Here is a 16,980-nt window from a genome sequence, read left to right on the forward strand (position 1 = left end):
CATGAACAAGAACGTCATCGTCATCGGCCACGGGATGGTCGGCCACCGATTTGTCCAGGTGCTTCGCGAGCGCGACGCCACCGACCAGTGGCAGATCACCGTCCTCGGTGAGGAGGCCGACGCCGCCTACGACCGTGTGGCACTGTCCTCGTATATCGACAGCTGGGACCGGGACACGCTGGCGCTCACCGGAAATGACTACGGCGACGATCCCATGGTGACCCTGCATCTTGGGGACCGGGTGGTCGGCATTGACCGGGCCGGTCAGACGGTCACCACCGAGGCCGGCGCTGTGCTGGACTATGACGCGCTCGTCATGGCCACCGGGTCTTATCCGTTCGTGCCGCCAGTGCCGGGTGGCGACGCCGACGGCTGCTTCGTCTACCGCACCATGGACGATCTGGACGCCATCAAGGCCGCCGCCGACAAGTCGCCGGGCTCCGCGGGTGTCGTCATCGGCGGCGGACTGCTCGGGCTCGAAGCCGCGAATGCGCTGCGTCTCATGGGTTTGGCCCCCCATGTGGTGGAGCTCAACCCCCGTCTGATGCACCTGCAGGTCGATGAGGGTGGTGGCGCCCTGCTGACCAGGCTGGTGACCGAGCTCGGGTTGACGGTGCACACCAGCGTCTCCACGAAGTCCATCGAGACGGCGGCCGACGGGACGCTCACGGTACAGCTGTCCGACGGATCGTCGATCGATGCCTCGGTACTGGTCTTCTCCGCGGGCATCCGGCCGCGCGACGAGCTGGCTCGGGACTGCGGGCTGGAACTGGCCGAACGCGGCGGCATCTTCACCGACACCGGCTGCCAGACAAGCGATCTGCACATCTATGCGATCGGTGAGGTAGCCGCCATCGAGGGCCGCTGCTACGGGCTGGTCGCACCGGGGTACACCACGGCCGAGATCGTCGCCGACCGGCTCCTCGGCGGGGTCTCCGAGTTTCCGGGAGCGGATCTTTCCACCAAGCTCAAGCTGCTCGGGGTAGATGTCGCCAGCTTCGGTGACGCCCACGCCACCGCCGAGGGTGCGCTGGAGGTCGTCTTCAACGACGCCACCAAGGGCACCTACGCCAAACTCGTGGTTTCCGATGACGCACGAACCCTATTGGGCGGCATCCTCGTCGGTGATGCCAGCACATATGGCACCCTGCGGCCCATGCTCGGCCGGGAGCTGCCCGCGGATCCTGCCTCGCTGATCACCCCCGCCGGTGCGGAGATCGGGGTGGGCGCACTGCCCGATGACGCGCAGATCTGCTCGTGCAACGCGGTCACCAAGGGCGCTATCTGTGGGGCAATCTGCGAGGGAGCCACCGACGTGCCCGCCCTCAAGGCGGCTACGTGTGCCGGAACATCCTGTGGTAGCTGCATTCCCATGCTCAAGCAGATTCTCGCCGCGCAGGGCGTCGAGCAGTCCAAGGCGCTGTGCGAGCATTTCACCCAATCGCGCGCCGAGCTGTTCCAGGTGGTGCAGGTGACCGGCATTCGGACCTTCTCCGAGCTGATCGCGAAGCACGGCACCGGAACCGGCTGCGATATCTGCAAGCCCACGGTCGCGTCTATCCTGGCCTCGACGTCCAGCGACCACATCCTGGAAGGGGAGCAGGCCGCGCTGCAGGACACCAACGACCATTTCCTGGCCAACATGCAGAAGAACGGCACCTATTCGGTGGTACCGCGGCTGCCGGGCGGCGAGGTGACTCCGGAAAAGCTCATCGTGATCGGCCAAGTGGCCCAGGAATTCGGGCTGTACACCAAGATCACCGGTGGTCAGCGCATCGATCTGTTCGGTGCTCGCGTCGAGCAGCTCCCGCTGATCTGGAAACGGCTCATCGATGCCGGCATGGAATCCGGGCAGGCTTACGGCAAGTCGTTGCGCACCGTCAAGAGCTGTGTGGGTTCGACGTGGTGCCGGTATGGGGTTCAGGATTCGGTGGCGATGGCCGTCGAGCTCGAATTGCGTTACCGCGGGCTGCGTTCCCCGCACAAGCTCAAGATGGGGGTATCCGGGTGCGCGCGTGAATGTGCCGAGGCTCGAGGCAAGGACGTCGGTGTCATCGCCACCGAGAATGGCTGGAACCTGTATGTCGGCGGCAACGGCGGCGCTACCCCTGCGCACGCCAAACTGCTTGCCGGCGATCTAGACTCAGAGACGCTGATCAAGTACATCGACCGGTATCTGATGTTCTACATCCGCACCGCGGACCGGCTTCAGCGCACCGCCCCTTGGCAGGAAGCGATCGAGGGCGGCCTGGATCACATCCGGGCAGTGGTGTGCGAAGACTCCCTCGGGATCGCCGACGAGCTGGAGGCTGCGATGGCCCGTCACGTGGAGGGTTACGCCGACGAATGGGCGGCCGTGTTGGCTGATGAGGACAAACTGCGCCGGTTTGTGTCGTTCGTGAACGCGCCCGATGAACTCGACTCGACCATCGCGTTCGACGACAGCGGTCCGCGCAAGGTGCCGGTGCTCTTGGGGACACCGGGATTCAGGTCGGCCGCGGAGTCCGCAACGTAGGGCGTCAGCTGCGGTAATACCCGGGTAACACAATCCAGGTAGACATGACAGAACACAACGAGAAGAAAGGCCGGAGATGACAATTCTGGACGCTCGCCCCCGTTTGAGGCGGTACCAGTACGTGTGGTCGACGGTCTGTGCGGTGGATTCGCTCACCCCTGGCCGGGGCGCGGCGGTACTCCTTCCGGACGACGTGCAGGCCGCGCTGTTTCTGCTGCCCGATGGGGAGCTGTACGCGGTCGGTAACATCGATCCATACGGCCAGGCTGCGGTCATGTCACGCGGTTTGACCGGTGACCGTGGCGGCGAGCCTACGGTGGCGTCGCCGCTGCTCAAGCAGGTCTTCTCGCTTATTGACGGGCGTTGCCTCGATGATGCGTCGCGCCGGTTGCCAGTCTTCGAGGTGCGGGTGAACAATGGAAATGTCGAAATCGGAATGCTCAGGAGCCGACACCGGGACCCGGTTGCCGCCTAACGAGCAGGATCGTCGGCTCGACGGGTTCACCATTGGTGTCACGGCTGCGCGTCGCGCGGAGGAGTTGACCGCGCTCTTGGAGCGCCGCGGGGCTGCCGTCGTGCACGCCGCCGCGATCAGGATCATCCCGTTGGCCGATGATGCCGAGCTGCAGCAGGCCACCGAACTTGTCATCGCCAACCCTCCGGATGTCACGGTGGCTACCACCGGCATCGGGTTCCGCGGCTGGATCGAGGCCGCTGATGAATGGGGCGTGGCCGAAAGTCTCAAGTCGGCATTGGAGTCCGGTCGCCTAGTCGCCCGCGGACCCAAGGCTACCGGGGCGATTCGTCAGGCGGGGCTGCGGGAAGAGTGGTCGCCCGCATCGGAGTCGTCGGCCGAGGTGCTGGATCGTCTGCTCGAAGAGGGTGTCGAGGGTCGGCGCATCGCCGTGCAACTTCATGGTGCCGCCACCGAATGGGAACCCATCGCCGATCTCTGCGAGGCATTGACTATCGCTGGCGCACAGGTTATCCGGGTACCGGTGTACCGCTGGGAGCCACCGGAGGACCAGCGGCCGATGGATCGCATGATCTCCATGGCGATCAATGCCGAGCTGGACGGGATAAGTTTCACCAGCGCGCCCGCGGTGGCCTCGATGCTTGGTCGTGCCAAGGCAACCGGCCGATTGGACGAGCTGCTGATCGCGCTGCGGGGAAGAGTGGCGCCGCTGTGTGTCGGGCCGGTGACCGCTGCGCCGCTGGAAGTGCTCGGTGTGTCGACGACGCAGCCCGAACGTGCGCGGCTGGGGGCGTTGGCCCGGCATATGGCAGACGAGCTGACCAGGCGGGCACCACGTTTCCAGGCCGGCGGCCACATCGTGAGTGTGCGCAGCTGTGGGATAGCCGTCGATGGTGAGACGCGGCAGATCTCCCCGGCGGGAATGGCGCTGATGAAGCGGCTGATGGTGCGACCCGGTCAGGTGGTATCGCGCGAGGACTTGTTGTCCGTGCTGCCCGGCGGTGGCGACGACACCCACGCTGTCGAGACGGCTATGACGCGTCTGCGGTCGGCCCTTGGTGCACCGAAAGTGATTCAGACAGTGGTCAAACGGGGTTACCGGCTGGCGATCGATCCGACCATGATTGGGGAATGCCGTGGATGACGGTCTTCGCGCACGCGGCTCATCCGCGGTTGAACTCGTCCTAGTCGCACATGGAACGCGTTCGGCCGCTGGAGTGGAGAACATCGCGGCGCTCGCCGAGGCGGTGTCGCTGCGTATCGGATCGGTGCGCACCGCGTTCGTCGACGTGCTGGGGCCGACCCCGTCAGAGGTGCTGTCGACGATCGAAGGCCCAGCGGTTCTGCTTCCTGCGTTTCTGGCATCGGGATACCATGTGCACCACGATATTCCGCAGCATGTCGAGCTGAGTGGACATCCGAATGTGGCCGTTACTCAAGCATTGGGGCCCGATCCCGTGTTGGCCAGGGTCATGACCGAGCGGCTGCGTGAGGCCGGATGGCGTCGTGGCGATGCGGTGGTGCTCGCCGCAGCAGGATCCTCCGATCCCCGTGCGCGCCATGAGGTTCACACCGCGGCGGGCATGTTGGAGCGTCACACAGGACCCGTCACCGTCGGCTATGTCGCGACAGGTGAACCGCGGGTGCCCGACATGGTCGAGGCGGCCCGTGCGAATGGCCAACGCGTCTTCATCGCGTCATATCTCCTGGCGCAGGGGCTTTTTCAGGAGCGCCTTGCCGATTGTGGCGCAGACGGCGTCGCGCAGCCGTTGGGTGTGCATCCCGAGATTGTAGATCTCTTGGTGCGACGGTTCGCTTCGGCCACGGTGGTGTCGGGTGCCCTAGAAGCCGTGGCGGACGTCGCGTAACGCGATTCGTCCGTCCACCGCCAGTACACCCTCGGCCCTGAGTAATTCGAGCTGGCGAGTCCGGATGTGGGGTGCGGGGCGACCGCTGGCCCCGATCACGCGATGCCAGGGCAGATCAGCGGAGTCGGTGCGCATAATCCACCCCACGATTCGTGCGCTGGAAAGGCCTGCCGCGTCTGCGATATCGCCATACGTGGCCACTCGTCCGGTCGGTATCGACGCGACCAGCGAGCGCACCAGCTCGACCTGTTCCTCGGTAACTGTCGCCATGATTACTCCAGGTGTGACCGTATCGCGGCCGCGGTCTCGGCGGGCCGTGATTGGGACACCATGTGATCGCAGTCGATGTCCACCAGTTCGAACCGATCGCCAAGTCTGGCCGCGAGTCCGTCCAGTAGCCCGGTGGTTACGTAGGGTGGCGCGGTCCGGGTGGCTCGTAGCAAGGTAACGTGAATGGTGTTGGCGGGTAGTGTGATATCGCGTGCCAGTTCACTCCATGCGGTGACCACGGCAGGCAGGTTCATACGCCAGCCCCACCGGCCGTTCGGCAGCTGGATCAGGTGTTCATCGAGTTCTGCTTCGATGACGTGATCCGGTACGTCCGACCAAGCTCCTGCGACCTTGTCCGATTTTGCTTCGGCGCGGTCGGTGTAATCCGGGTAGGCCACCATCTGTTCGGCGATCTGGCGCATCCAGTCACCGTCGAGGCCGATCGCGGGATCCAAGAGCACGAGCGACTTCACCAGATCGGGTCTGCGCGCAGCCAGGTGCAATGCGGTGGCGCCGCCAAACGAGTGCGCCACCACCACGATGGGCCCGGTCTGGGTCTCGTCGAGCACGGCGGCTACCGCATCGGCGTGGGCTTCCAGCGACCACGGCGCGGGCGCGGGGGAGTGTCCGTGACCCAGTAGATCCGGTGCCAGGGTGGACACCTCGGGGAGGTGCTCATCGAAAAGCGGCGCCCAGCGCTTGCCGTGTCCGGTGAGCCCGTGCAACGCCACGAGACGCGCGGGTTCGTCGGGGCCGTACCGGTGGGTGTTCAGCATCGGTGTCACCCGTCGAATCCTGCCACGATTCCCGGCGTTGTCTCTGAACCGATACCCAGGTCAGATCGGCTTGTCGGACCCCCGTGCTGTGATCTGCATATGCCGACGCCGACCGCTTCGACCCGATTCTGGGATGGTGCCGCGGCGGATCTGCTGGCCCCGGACCGGCAGGGCCGGTTCGTGGTGGTCGGCGGTAACGGAACCGGGAAGACGAGCCTGCTGGTCGACATTGTGGCCGCACGAATTGCCGCGGGCACGAGTCCGGAATCCGTTCTCGTGCTCGCCGGTTCCACCCGGGCGAGCGTTGACCTGCGTAGCCGGATCTCGGCCGCGGTGTTCGAGCGCAACGGTTCCATCGCCATCCGTGAACCCATGGTTCGCACCGTGCACTCCTATGCCTTCGCCGTGCTCGCCGCCCACGCGGCTCGCCAGGGCAATCCGCCGCCGCGCTTGATCACAGCTGCCGAGCAGGACAGCATTGTGCGGGAGTTGTTGTGTGGCAATGCTGAAGACAACAGCGGCTCCTGGCCCGCTTCGCTGCGGCCCGCGCTGACGACGGCCGGTTTCGCGACCGGTGTTCGAGATCTCATGGCGCGTTGCACCGAGCGCGGTGTTGACGCCAAGGAGCTTCGCGCGATCGGGCGGCGGCACAATCGACCGGAGTGGGTCGCGGTCGCCGACCTCGCCCGGCAGTACGAGGAGGTCATGCTGCTGCGGTCGGCGGTGGGCATGGCGGCTCCGCAGGCCACGGTGCCGGCACTCGGCGCCGCCGAACTGGTCGGATCGGCACTGGAGACCTTCGCTGTCGAGCCGGCAATTCTTGCCGCGGAGCGTGCCCGCATCGGCCTTCTGCTCGTCGACGATTCCCAGCACCTTGATCCGCAGGCGGCGCTGATGGTGCGGCTGCTCGCGGGGAGTGCCTCGTTGTCGGTGTTCACGGGTGATCCCAACCAAACCGTGTTCGGCTTCCGTGGTGCCGACGCCCAGCTGTTGCAGACCGGCACTGACGGCGGGGCCACGACGATCGCGCTCGACAGTTCGTACCGGTGCGCCGCACCGGTCGCCGAACTTGCGAACGCGGTGGCGGGGCGGTTACCCGGAAGCTCGCCTGCGCGCACGATCGCGGGGGCAGAGAACGCGTTGGCCGCCGTACGTCTTGCCGCCGTGCCCACCGAAACCGCGGAGGCGTCACTGGTTGTCGACCTGCTGCGACGGTCTCACCTGATCGACGGTGTGCCGTGGTCTCAGATGGCGGTCATCGTCAGATCGGTACCCCGCAGTGGTGCGGCCCTTCGGCGCGCGCTGCAGTCGGCGGGTGTCCCCGTACATGCGGAGTCGTATGACGGTCCTGTCGCCGCCGTTCCCGCCGTGCACGCGCTACTGCTGGCGGTCTGCGCCGCACAAGGGAGACTGAACGACGAGGACGCGGTGACACTGGTGACGGGCCCGATCGGGCGGGTGGATCCGGTGGCGCTCCGGCGGTTACGACGCCAGTTGCTGCGCGCGGGGGAAACACGGGGCACCGGCGAAAACAGTGCTGAGCTGTTGCGTGCGGTTCTTGTCGGTGCCGATGACACGCAGCTCACCGCGCTCACTGACATCCAGGCCGCGCCACTGCGGCGCGTGCGGGCAGTGATCGCCTCGGCACGTGAGTCCGTCACCTCCGGGGCCAGTGTTCTCGACGTGCTGTGGGCCGCGTGGACCCGGTCGGGTCTACAGCGACGTTGGGACGGGTTGTCTCAACGCGGAGGTCCGCTGGGCGCTCAAGCGGATCGGGACCTCGACGCGGTGTCCGCACTGTTCGACCTGGCATCCGAACATGTGGCGCGCACACCGGGTATCGGCGTGACGGGATTGATCGACCACATCCGGTCGCTGGCGCTCGCCGGTCAGCGCTCGACCGGCGGGCCTGATGCGGTCTCCATCGTCAGTGCGCACGCTGCCGTAGGCCGCCAGTGGGATGTGGTGGCGATCCCCGGTGTGCAGGAAGGGCTGTGGCCCAACACGGCCGTGCGGGGCGGGGTGCTGCGCACCCAGGAACTGATGGATGTGTTGGCAGGCATCGACCATGTCGCGCATGTCGACGGGTCGGCGGTGGCGCTGGCCGAGGAACGCCGGCTGCTGCTACTCGCCGTGGGCAGGGCCGCCCGCCGCGTTCTCGTTACCGCCGTCGACAACGAGAACGCCGATATGGGTGGCGGTCCCGCTATGGCTTCGCGCTTCCTGGCTGAGCTCATGGTGGCGCATCCGGAATGGGTGATGTCGGATCGCCGTCCGGGAACACCGGAGTCTCGGGCATTGACCGTTGCGAACCTCGTCGGCGAGCTGCGAGCTGTCGTCACCGCGTCCGCAGACACGGTGAGTGAGGGCCGCCGGCGCGCCGCCGCCCGACAACTTGCCCGGCTCGCCGACGCCGGTGTCACCGGTGCGGATCCCGAATCCTGGTACGGGCTTGCCGATATCAGTAGTGAGGACCCGCTGTGGCATGCCGAGGATGGTCCGGTTCGCTTGTCGCCGTCGAACGTCGAGACGCTCATGGCGTGCCCGCTGCGCTGGCTATTGGAACGGCACGGCGGCACTGACCTCACGGACCCGCGCCGGGCGCTCGGAACATTGGTGCACGCGCTTGTCGGCGAGCACTCCGCAGATGCCGACACGATGCGCCGGGAACTCGACAAGGCTTGGGAATCAATGCCATTCGAGTCTCGGTGGTATGCACGTAACGAATTGCAGAGGCATCATGAGCTACTGGAGGCGTTCACCACGTGGCGCGTGGCGACGCGCGGTGAGCTCACTGAAGTAGGTCGAGAGATCGGCGTCGACGGAGTGCTCACGCATGCGGACCATCCGCAGGTGCGGCTGGTCGGCCGCATCGACCGACTGGAACGGGATGCCGAGGGGCGCGCCGTCGTCATCGATATCAAGACCGGGAAGAGCCCCGCCACCAAAGACGATGCGCAACAACACGCTCAGCTCGCCACGTACCAAGTCGCCGCTGCCGAAGGGCTCATCATCGACCAACCCGCGGGCGAGCCGGGCGGTGGTCGGCTGGTGTACGTCGCGAAACCGAATCTCGATGACGGTGCCACTCAACGACACCAGGATCCGTTGACCCCTGCTGTCCGGGAGGCCTGGCGCGAAACTATTCACACCGCTGCGGCCAACACGCAGGGCCCGATGTTCATCGCGCGGGTCAACGACGGATGCGGACACTGCCCGCTGCGGGCATGCTGCCCCGCACAGGCTGATGGGCAGGCGGTGTGCCAGTCATGAGCGCATACTCCCCATCCGAACTATCCCGGGCGCTTGGGCTTTTCGAGCCCACCGATGAGCAGGCCGCCGTGATCGGGGCTCCACCCGGTCCGATGGTGGTGATCGCGGGTGCCGGTGCGGGCAAGACGGAGACGATGGCTGCCCGGGTGGTGTGGCTGGTGGCCAACGGATACGCCACCCCCGGCCAGGTGCTTGGGTTGACGTTTACCCGCAAGGCCGCGGGCCAATTGTTACGCCGGGTCAGGTCGCGGCTCGCTCGGCTGGCGGGAAGCGGCATCATGGCGCCCGTCACGGCCGATGAAGCCGATCCGGTGATCGCCACGTACCACGCCTATGCCGGTACCTTGCTGCGCGAGCACGGATTGCTGCTGCCCATGGAGCCGAATGCGCGCCTGCTGACCGAAACGCAGTTGTGGCAGTTGGCGTTCCGGTTGGTCTGCGATTTCGATGGGGATCTGGATACCGAGAAGACGCCCGGGGCGGTCACCGCTCAGGTGCTCGCACTCGCCGGCCAGCTGTCTGAGCACCTGGTGGATACCAGCGATCTGCTGTCCTCGCATGACGAGCTGGAACAGCTGATTCATACCCTGCCGCCGGGTCCCTCGCAGCGGGAGGGCCGGCCGAGTGCGTGGTTGTTGCGTCTGGTCGAGACGCAGCGTGAACGAGCGCAGCTCGTCGCGATCGTGGAACAGCTGATGACGCAGATGCGCGCTCGCGGTGTTCTCGATTTCGGAGCGCAAATGTCGCTGTCGGCTCGCCTGGCCGCCGACCACGCCGTCGTCGGACAGACTCAGCGGGATCGATACCGCGTGGTGTTGCTCGACGAGTACCAGGACACGGGGCATGCTCAACGCATCTTGCTGTCGTCCTTGTTCGGTCGGGGCGTCGACCCCTCGCTGGCGTTGACCGCGGTGGGCGATCCAATCCAGTCCATCTACGGCTGGCGCGGCGCGTCGGCGACGAATTTGCCCCGGTTCACCACCGATTTCCCGCTGCCGGACGGATCACCGGCGCCCACAAGGGAACTGCGCACCAGCTGGCGTAACCCACCCGAGGCTCTGCATCTGGCCAATGCCGTGTCCGAGGAAGCGCGGCGGCGTTCGGTGGCGGTCCGGCCGCTGCGTCCCCGGCCGGACGCTACCTCCGGCAACATCGCCTGCGCGCTGTTCGGCGATATCGTCGCCGAACGAGAATGGGTCGCAAAGAAACTGGCCTCGGTGTACGAGGACGCGCGTCGTGGCGGGAACCGTCCGCCGTCGTCGGCGGTGTTGGTCAGGCGCAATAGCGATGCCGCCCCCATGGCGGAGGTCCTTGCGGCGCACGGTGTTCCGGTCGAAGTGGTCGGATTGACGGGTCTGCTCGGGCTCCCGGAGGTCGCCGATACGGTGGCGATGCTGCGTCTCGTTGCGGACCCGACCGCAGGTCCGGCCGCCTTGCGTGTGTTGACCGGTCCAAGATGGCGCCTTGGAGCTCACGACCTGGCGGTGCTGTGGCGACGGGCGACGGGATTCGGTCGGACCGGCACCGACGTGGTAGGGGAGCACGCGGACATTCCATGCCTGGCCGATGCCGTCAGCGATCCCGGTGCACCCGAACAGTATTCGCCGGAGGGTTGGACTCGCCTGACGGCGCTGCGACGCGAACTGTCCGCGTTACGCGCTCGGCTTGGGATGCCGCTCACCGACCTGATCTCCGAGGTGCAGCGCGTGTTGGCACTCGATGTCGAGCTCTTCGCCGGTCGCCGCACGGGCGGTCTGGAGCAGCTGCGCGCGTTCACCGATGTCGCTGCTGGTTTCGCGGAGGCCGCCGACCAGAGCGACCCGGTTGCGGTGATCGCCGCGTTTCTGCAGTACCTGGCCGCGGCGTGGGAGGTCGAAAAAGGCTTCACACCGGTGGAAGTCGCGACCAGCCCGGGACGGGTACAGATCCTGACTGTGCATTCGGCCAAGGGGCTGGAATGGGACGTGGTCGCCGTCCCGCATCTGAGTGCCGGAGTGTTCCCGTCGGGCGTGGCCGCGCCGACCTGGCTGACGAGCGCCACCGAGCTGCCGCCGTTGGTGCGCGGGGATCGCGCCACCTTGGGGGATCGTTTCGGCGTCCCTCAGCTGGACACCGAGGGTGTTACAAACCGTAAACAGCTTTCCGATGCCATCGCGCGGCACAAGGACAGCCTGTCCACCCGCCGGATCGACGAGGAGCGCCGGCTGCTGTATGTGGCAGTGACCCGATCAGCCGAGCAGCTCTTTGTTTCGGGACATCATTGGGGCCAGACTGGACTCAAGCCCAAGGGACCGTCCGATTTTCTGGTCGAGTTGCGTGATGTCATCGAAAATGCGGCCGCCGAAGGCATTCCCTGTGGAACTGTCGAGGAGTGGGCCCCCGCACCCGCGGCGGGTGAGCGCAATCCGATGCTCGACCAGACCGTCGAAACGCAATGGCCCGCAGACCCACTCGCGGGCCGGCGCGGCGAGATCGAAGTGGGAGCGCAGATGGTCCGGGAAGCGCGCGCCGGCACAGCGCCGCTGGTCCAGGACGAAGACGAGGATCACGAGGGATGGGCCGCCGATGTCGATGCGCTGCTGCGTGAGCGAGAGCAAGCTCATCGTCGTCCGGAAATCACTCTGCCTCAACATCTGTCGGTGACAAGCCTCGTCGAGCTGCGCCAGGACCCGCAGGCGCTGGCACGCCGGCTGATGCGCCCACGCCCTACACGTCCAGACCTTGAAGCGCGCCGCGGCACCGCATTCCACTCCTGGGTGCAACGTCACTACGGGTCGGTACGCCTCATCGATTTCGATGATCTACCGGGTGACGGATACGGAGAGTTCGAGGACGCCGAGGATCTGGCGGCGCTGCAGTCGGCGTTCCTTGCCTCGCCGTGGGCGGACCGAACCCCCGCCGAGATCGAGGTGCCGTTCGAGATTTCCGTCGCCGGGACGATTGTCCGCGGCCGGATCGACGCGGTGTTCGGATCTCGCGACGGCACCTGGACCGTCGTGGACTGGAAGACTGGTCACGAGCCCTCGGGTGTTGAGATGGAGGCCGCCGCCCTGCAGCTGGCCGCGTACCGGCACGCGTGGGCGGCATTACAGGGCATCGATCCCGCACGGGTGAGTGCGGTGTTCCACTATGTGCGCTCGGGGCGCACGGTCGCCCCCGCCGAACTACCCGAGCTGCCACAGGCAAGCGAGTTCGCGGGGCTGACGGGGGATTGAGATCCGGCCAAACTTCGTCGCCAACCCGCTAGCCAACGCGAATCGCGGGCGCCATGTGAGTAGATTGACACCCGTGCAACCGCTGACTCGGACGCGATCGGCATATGGCCGGTAAGTTTCGCCAGCGGTTTCGTGGCATTGACCAGGCGCTGACCGCTCAGCCAGACCACGCACTCGTCGGTGTTCTGCGTATCCCCGAAAATGCGGCCAGCCCGTGGCGAGCCATCGGAAAGCGCATCCTCATCGCGGTAGGCACGCTCTTCGCTGCCGTACTGGTGGTGTACGCAGACCGCAGCGGTTACCGCGACGTCGCATCCACCCCAGAGGAGAGCGATCCGCTCAGCTTCCTGGATTGCTTCTACTACGCCACCGTCTCGCTCTCTACTACCGGCTACGGCGATATCACCCCGTACACCGAGGGCGCGCGGCTGGTGAACATCCTCGTCATCACGCCGCTGCGGCTGCTGTTCCTGATCGTTCTGGTCGGTACCACGGTGGAAGCGCTCACCGAACGTTCGCGTCAAGCACTGAAGATCCAGCGATGGAGGGCCCGCGTGCGCAACCACACTGTTGTCGTCGGATACGGCACTAAGGGGAAGACCGCCGTTCAGGCGATGCTCTCCGACGGCGCCGCCCCGGCCGAGATCGTGGTCGTCGACGAAGACCAGATGGCCCTGGATGCTGCGGCGGCCTCTGACCTGGTGACCGTGCGCGGCAGCGCCACCAAATCGGATGTCTTGCGCCTCGCGGGTGTGCAGCACGCGAAGTCGATCATCGTGGCCGCCAACCGGGACGACACCTCTGTGCTGGTCACGCTGACTGCGCGGGAGCTGGCCCCCAACGCCAAGATCGTCGCCGCGATCCGTGAGGCCGAGAATGTCCACCTGCTGCGCCAGTCGGGCGCCGACTCGGTGGTGGTGTCTTCGGAAACGGCGGGACGGCTGCTGGGCATCGCCACCTCGACGCCGCGCGTCGTCGAGATGATCGAGGATCTGCTCACCCCCGAGGCGGGGTTTGCGATCGCCGAACGCGAGGTGGAGCGCAGCGAGGTCGGTGGTTCACCGCGTCATCTCTCGGACATCGTCCTGGGTGTGGTGCGCGATGGCACTCTGCACCGGGTGGATGCACCCGAGGTCGATTCCATCGAGGCATCCGATCGCCTGTTGTACGTCCGCAACGCCGGAGCCTGATATGACCTTCCGTCTTCGCAACGTCCCCTTACTCTCGCGCGTTGGGCTGGATCGCGCCGACGAATTGCGTTCCAATCCTGAGGAACTGGCCAAGGGTTGGGCCGAGGCCGGACTGATCACACTGGATGTCCGTGGGCGCGTGAACATTGTCGATGGGCGGGTGGTTCTCGAAGACGCGGCACGTGTCGGCGACAGGCCGCCGGAGCATGCCGTGTTCCTGGGACGTATCCCGGGTGGTCGCCATGTGTGGGCCGTGCGCGCAGAACTGGACGATGACAGCGCACCGCTACTGGACCTGCGTCGCTCCGGTGAGCTGTTCGATGACACCAGCGCGGCCTTGTTGGCCACGGCAATGGCGATGCTTGCCTGGCATGACAGCGCCGGCTACAGCCCCGTCGACGGATCACCCACCACCCCCGCCAAAGGCGGTTGGGTTCGGGTGAACTCGACCACCGGGCAAGAAGAATTTCCGCGTACCGATCCGGCCGTCATCTGCCTGGTGCACGACGGTGCTGATCGTGCGGTGCTCGGCCGTCAGAAGTTCTGGCCCGAGCGGATGTTCTCGCTGCTGGCCGGATTCGTCGAGGCGGGCGAATCTCTGGAGGCGTGCGTGGCCCGAGAGATCGCCGAGGAAGTGGGCCTCACGGTCACCGATGTGCAGTACCTGGGCAGCCAGCCGTGGCCCTTTCCGCGATCGATCATGTTGGGGTTCCACGCCGTAGGCGACCCGTCGCAGCCCTTCTCCTTCAACGACGGTGAAATCGCCGAGGCCGACTGGTTCACACGCGATGAGGTACGTGCCGCACTCGAGCTGGGCGATTGGACCACGGCGTCCGACTCCCGGCTGATGCTGCCCGGGTCGATTTCCATCGCCCGGGAGATCGTGGAGTCCTGGGCTTACGCCAAGGACTAGTCCCCCACAAGTGGGAGGTTCCCCTAGCCGAGCTTGGCCTTGACCTGTGCCAGCGACGGATTGGTCAGCGCGCTGCCGTCCGGGAACTTCACGGTCGGCACGGTCTGGTTCCCGCCGTTGACGTTCGCGACGTAGTCGGCGGCGGCCGGGTCCTGTTCGATGTCCACCTTGGTGTACTCGATGCCCGCGCCCTTGAGCTGCGTCTCGAGTCGACGGCAATAGCCGCACCAGGTAGTGCTGTACATGGTCAACGATGAACCGCTTGCGTGAAGAGCATTGGCTGATGTGTCGCTCACGTACGCATTCAACGTCATACCCCTCTGGGGTGTTCCGTTGGGGGTATGTGAGATGTCTCAATGCCGAGAACGGGGCCAGCGGCCGGTGTTGTCGGCAGTTGCTGCGAAGATGGCCCGGTGGCGCGTTCTCTCCTCGATGGTTTAGACGACGAGCAGCGCGCCGCTGTCACCGCACCGCGAGGCCCTGTCTGCGTGCTCGCCGGGGCCGGAACCGGCAAGACACGCACCATCACCCACCGCATCGCGCACCTGGTCGAATCCGGCCATGTCGCTCCCGGCCAGATTCTCGCGGTCACCTTCACCCAGCGAGCGGCAGGCGAGATGCGTGGACGGCTGCGTGATCTCGGTGTTGGGTCCGCGCAGGCCGTCACGTTCCACGCCGCGGGCTTGCGGCAGCTGCGGTATTTCTGGCCGCAGCTGGTCGGGGATACGCGTTGGGAGCTGATTGACAGCAAGTTCACCATCGTCGCTCAGGCCGCGAACCGCGCCAAGCTGAGTACCAGCACCGATACCGTGCGCGACCTCGCCGGTGAAATCGAGTGGGCCAAGGCCTCTTTGATCAGCCCCGAGGCCTATCCGGCCGCCGCCGCGAAATTCGCGCGAGATACGCCGGTCCCGCCCGAACAGGTCGCCAAGGTTTACGCGGGCTACGAGAAACTCAAGGCCCGGCCCGACGGGTCCACCCTGCTCGATTTCGATGATCTGCTGCTGCACACCGCGGCCGCTATCGAGAACTCGGCGTCCGTGGCCGAGGAATTCCGGGACCGCTACCGCTGTTTCGTGGTCGACGAATACCAGGACGTCACCCCGCTGCAGCAGCGGGTGCTCGATGCATGGCTCGGTCCCCGCGACGACCTGACTGTTGTCGGCGACGCCAACCAGACCATCTATTCCTTCACCGGGGCCACCCCGCAGTATCTGCTGGGCTTCTCCCGCCGGTTCCCCGAGGCGGCTGTGGTTCGTCTGGAACGTGACTATCGCTCGACCCCACAGGTGGTTTCGCTCGCCAACCGGGTGATTGCGGCCGCGCAAGGAAGGGTGGCGGGCAGCAAGCTGCAACTCATCGGTCAACGGCCGGAGGGCCCAGCTCCCAGGTTCTCCGAGCATGACGACGAGGCGGCGGAGGCCAAGTCAGTCGCGAAATCTATTGCTGCACTGATCGAATCCGGAACTCCGGCATCGGAGATCGCGGTGCTGTACCGGATCAATGCGCAATCGGAGGTGTACGAGGAGGCGCTTACCGAGGCGAGTGTGCCGTTTCAGGTGCGCGGTGGCGAGGGGTTCTTCACCCGGCAAGAGGTGCGTCAGGCGCTGGTGGCCCTGCAACGTGCGGCCGACCGTGAAAGTGCGGATGTACCTGTGCCGCAGCAAGTTCGGGATATTCTAGAGCCGCTGGGGCTGTCTGCCGAGGAACCGCATGGTACTCAGGCCCGTGAGCGATGGGAATCGCTGCGGGCCCTTGTCGAGCTTGCCGAGGAGGAATGCGCCCGCCTGCCGGAGCTGGATCTGCCGGGGCTGGTTCGCGAGCTCCGGGTGCGGGCAGAGGCGCGCCACCCACCGACGGTGCAGGGCGTGACCCTGGCCTCGCTACACGCGGCAAAGGGGCTCGAATGGGATGCGGTGTTCCTGGTGGGGCTGGCCGACGGCACACTACCCATTTCGCATGCCTTGTCACGCGCCGGGGATATTGAACCGATTGAGGAGGAGCGGCGGCTGCTCTATGTCGGAATCACCCGCGCGCGCGTGCATGTGAACTTGAGCTGGGCGCTCGCGCGGGCCGCGGGCGGCCGCAAGACGCGTAAACATTCTCGGTTCCTCAATGGGGTCGCTCCCACCGCGCAGGTTTCCGCCACGATGGCACCACGGCGCCGGGGCAGTGGCGCACGATGCCGAATCTGCAATGCCGCGCTCAACACCCCGGCGGCAGTGCTGCTGCGGCGCTGCGAGAGCTGCCCGTCCGATATTGACGAGGAACTCCTTGTCGCACTGAAGGATTGGCGACTCAAGACGGCAAAGGAGATGAAGGTGCCGGCGTTCGTCGTCTTCACCGACAACACCTTGATCGCCATCGCCGAACTGCTTCCCGGTGATGACGCCGCGCTCGTCGCCATTCCCGGGATCGGTGCGCGCAAGCTGGAGCAGTACGGCCCCGACGTGCTGCGTTTGGTGCGTGCCAGATCTTCGTAATC

The 16,980-nt window shown here is 66.1% G+C and carries 12 protein-coding genes; 9 read left to right on the forward strand and 3 right to left on the reverse strand.

The genetic code is table 11. The features are described from left to right. Window position 1 precedes the first annotated feature (1 nt). The 4 genes from nirB (at window position 2) to B4394_RS09885 (ending at window position 4,858) form a co-directional block, all read left to right on the forward strand. Window positions 2-2,515, forward strand: coding sequence for a nitrite reductase large subunit NirB (gene nirB / locus B4394_RS09870; RefSeq protein ID WP_078314918.1), 2,514 nt, complete (start codon window positions 2-4; stop codon window positions 2,513-2,515). Window positions 2,516-2,636: 121 nt separating this feature from the next. Further along, a complete protein-coding gene (nirD, locus tag B4394_RS09875; RefSeq protein WP_078309001.1) occupies window positions 2,637-2,990 on the forward strand; it encodes a nitrite reductase small subunit NirD in 354 nt (117 codons plus the stop codon). Then, a complete protein-coding gene (locus B4394_RS09880; RefSeq protein ID WP_078308747.1) occupies window positions 2,980-4,134 on the forward strand; it encodes a uroporphyrinogen-III synthase in 1,155 nt (384 codons plus the stop codon). Before nirD ends, B4394_RS09880 begins: the two co-directional genes overlap by 11 nt. After that, window positions 4,127-4,858 carry a sirohydrochlorin chelatase gene (locus tag B4394_RS09885; RefSeq protein WP_078314892.1) on the forward strand — a complete coding sequence of 244 codons (732 nt, stop codon included), beginning with the start codon at window positions 4,127-4,129 and terminating at the stop codon, window positions 4,856-4,858. The genes B4394_RS09880 and B4394_RS09885 overlap by 8 nt, the downstream gene beginning before the upstream one ends. Here the strand turns inward: B4394_RS09885 and B4394_RS09890 are convergent. Beyond that, window positions 4,832-5,128, reverse strand: coding sequence for an MGMT family protein (locus B4394_RS09890; RefSeq protein ID WP_078314893.1), 297 nt, complete (start codon window positions 5,126-5,128; stop codon window positions 4,832-4,834). The genes B4394_RS09885 and B4394_RS09890 overlap by 27 nt on opposite strands. 2 nt (window positions 5,129-5,130) lie before the next feature. After that, the gene (locus B4394_RS09895; RefSeq protein ID WP_078314894.1) at window positions 5,131-5,913 is read right to left on the reverse strand and encodes an alpha/beta fold hydrolase; all 783 of its coding nucleotides are present in this window, start codon (window positions 5,911-5,913) and stop codon (window positions 5,131-5,133) included. A gap of 90 nt (window positions 5,914-6,003) precedes the next feature. Here B4394_RS09895 and B4394_RS09900 point away from each other — a divergent pair, with 90 nt between their 5' ends. From B4394_RS09900 to nudC, 4 genes are all read left to right on the forward strand, one after another. Next, window positions 6,004-9,177, forward strand: a complete 3,174-nt coding sequence (locus tag B4394_RS09900) for an ATP-dependent DNA helicase (RefSeq protein ID WP_078314895.1) — start codon at window positions 6,004-6,006, stop codon at window positions 9,175-9,177. Then, entirely contained in the window at window positions 9,174-12,392 is a 3,219-nt protein-coding gene (locus B4394_RS09905; RefSeq protein WP_078314896.1) for an ATP-dependent helicase, read from the forward strand. Before B4394_RS09900 ends, B4394_RS09905 begins: the two co-directional genes overlap by 4 nt. Before the next feature lie 104 nt (window positions 12,393-12,496). After that, window positions 12,497-13,582 (forward strand): potassium channel family protein, encoded by a 1,086-nt coding sequence (locus B4394_RS09910; RefSeq protein WP_078292261.1) that lies wholly within the window; start codon window positions 12,497-12,499, stop codon window positions 13,580-13,582. A gap of 1 nt (window position 13,583) precedes the next feature. Continuing rightward, window positions 13,584-14,495 (forward strand): NAD(+) diphosphatase, encoded by a 912-nt coding sequence (gene nudC / locus B4394_RS09915; protein ID WP_078308752.1) that lies wholly within the window; start codon window positions 13,584-13,586, stop codon window positions 14,493-14,495. Window positions 14,496-14,518: 23 nt separating this feature from the next. On the opposite strand, the gene B4394_RS09920 is transcribed toward nudC, so the two are convergent. Then, window positions 14,519-14,809 (reverse strand): mycoredoxin, encoded by a 291-nt coding sequence (locus B4394_RS09920; RefSeq protein WP_078314897.1) that lies wholly within the window; start codon window positions 14,807-14,809, stop codon window positions 14,519-14,521. A gap of 99 nt (window positions 14,810-14,908) precedes the next feature. Here B4394_RS09920 and B4394_RS09925 point away from each other — a divergent pair, with 99 nt between their 5' ends. Next, window positions 14,909-16,978, forward strand: coding sequence for an ATP-dependent DNA helicase UvrD2 (locus B4394_RS09925; RefSeq protein ID WP_078314898.1), 2,070 nt, complete (start codon window positions 14,909-14,911; stop codon window positions 16,976-16,978). Window positions 16,979-16,980 lie beyond the last annotated feature (2 nt).

The organism is Mycobacterium sp. D16Q16, from assembly GCF_002013745.1.
Lineage (GTDB): Bacteria > Actinomycetota > Actinomycetes > Mycobacteriales > Mycobacteriaceae > Mycobacterium.

What these genes read in the sequence shown, in the direction of transcription:
- B4394_RS09900 (WP_078314895.1), top strand. Translation starts at nt 6,004, where the DNA reads ATGCCGACGCCGACCGCTTCGACCCGATTCTGGGATGGTGCCGCGGCG.
- B4394_RS09905 (WP_078314896.1), top strand. Translation starts at nt 9,174, where the DNA reads ATGAGCGCATACTCCCCATCCGAACTATCCCGGGCGCTTGGGCTTTTC.
- nudC (WP_078308752.1), top strand. Translation starts at nt 13,584, where the DNA reads ATGACCTTCCGTCTTCGCAACGTCCCCTTACTCTCGCGCGTTGGGCTG.
- B4394_RS09890 (WP_078314893.1), bottom strand. Translation starts at nt 5,128, where the DNA reads ATGGCGACAGTTACCGAGGAACAGGTCGAGCTGGTGCGCTCGCTGGTC.
- B4394_RS09920 (WP_078314897.1), bottom strand. Translation starts at nt 14,809, where the DNA reads ATGACGTTGAATGCGTACGTGAGCGACACATCAGCCAATGCTCTTCAC.
- nirB (WP_078314918.1), top strand. Translation starts at nt 2, where the DNA reads ATGAACAAGAACGTCATCGTCATCGGCCACGGGATGGTCGGCCACCGA.
- B4394_RS09910 (WP_078292261.1), top strand. Translation starts at nt 12,497, where the DNA reads ATGGCCGGTAAGTTTCGCCAGCGGTTTCGTGGCATTGACCAGGCGCTG.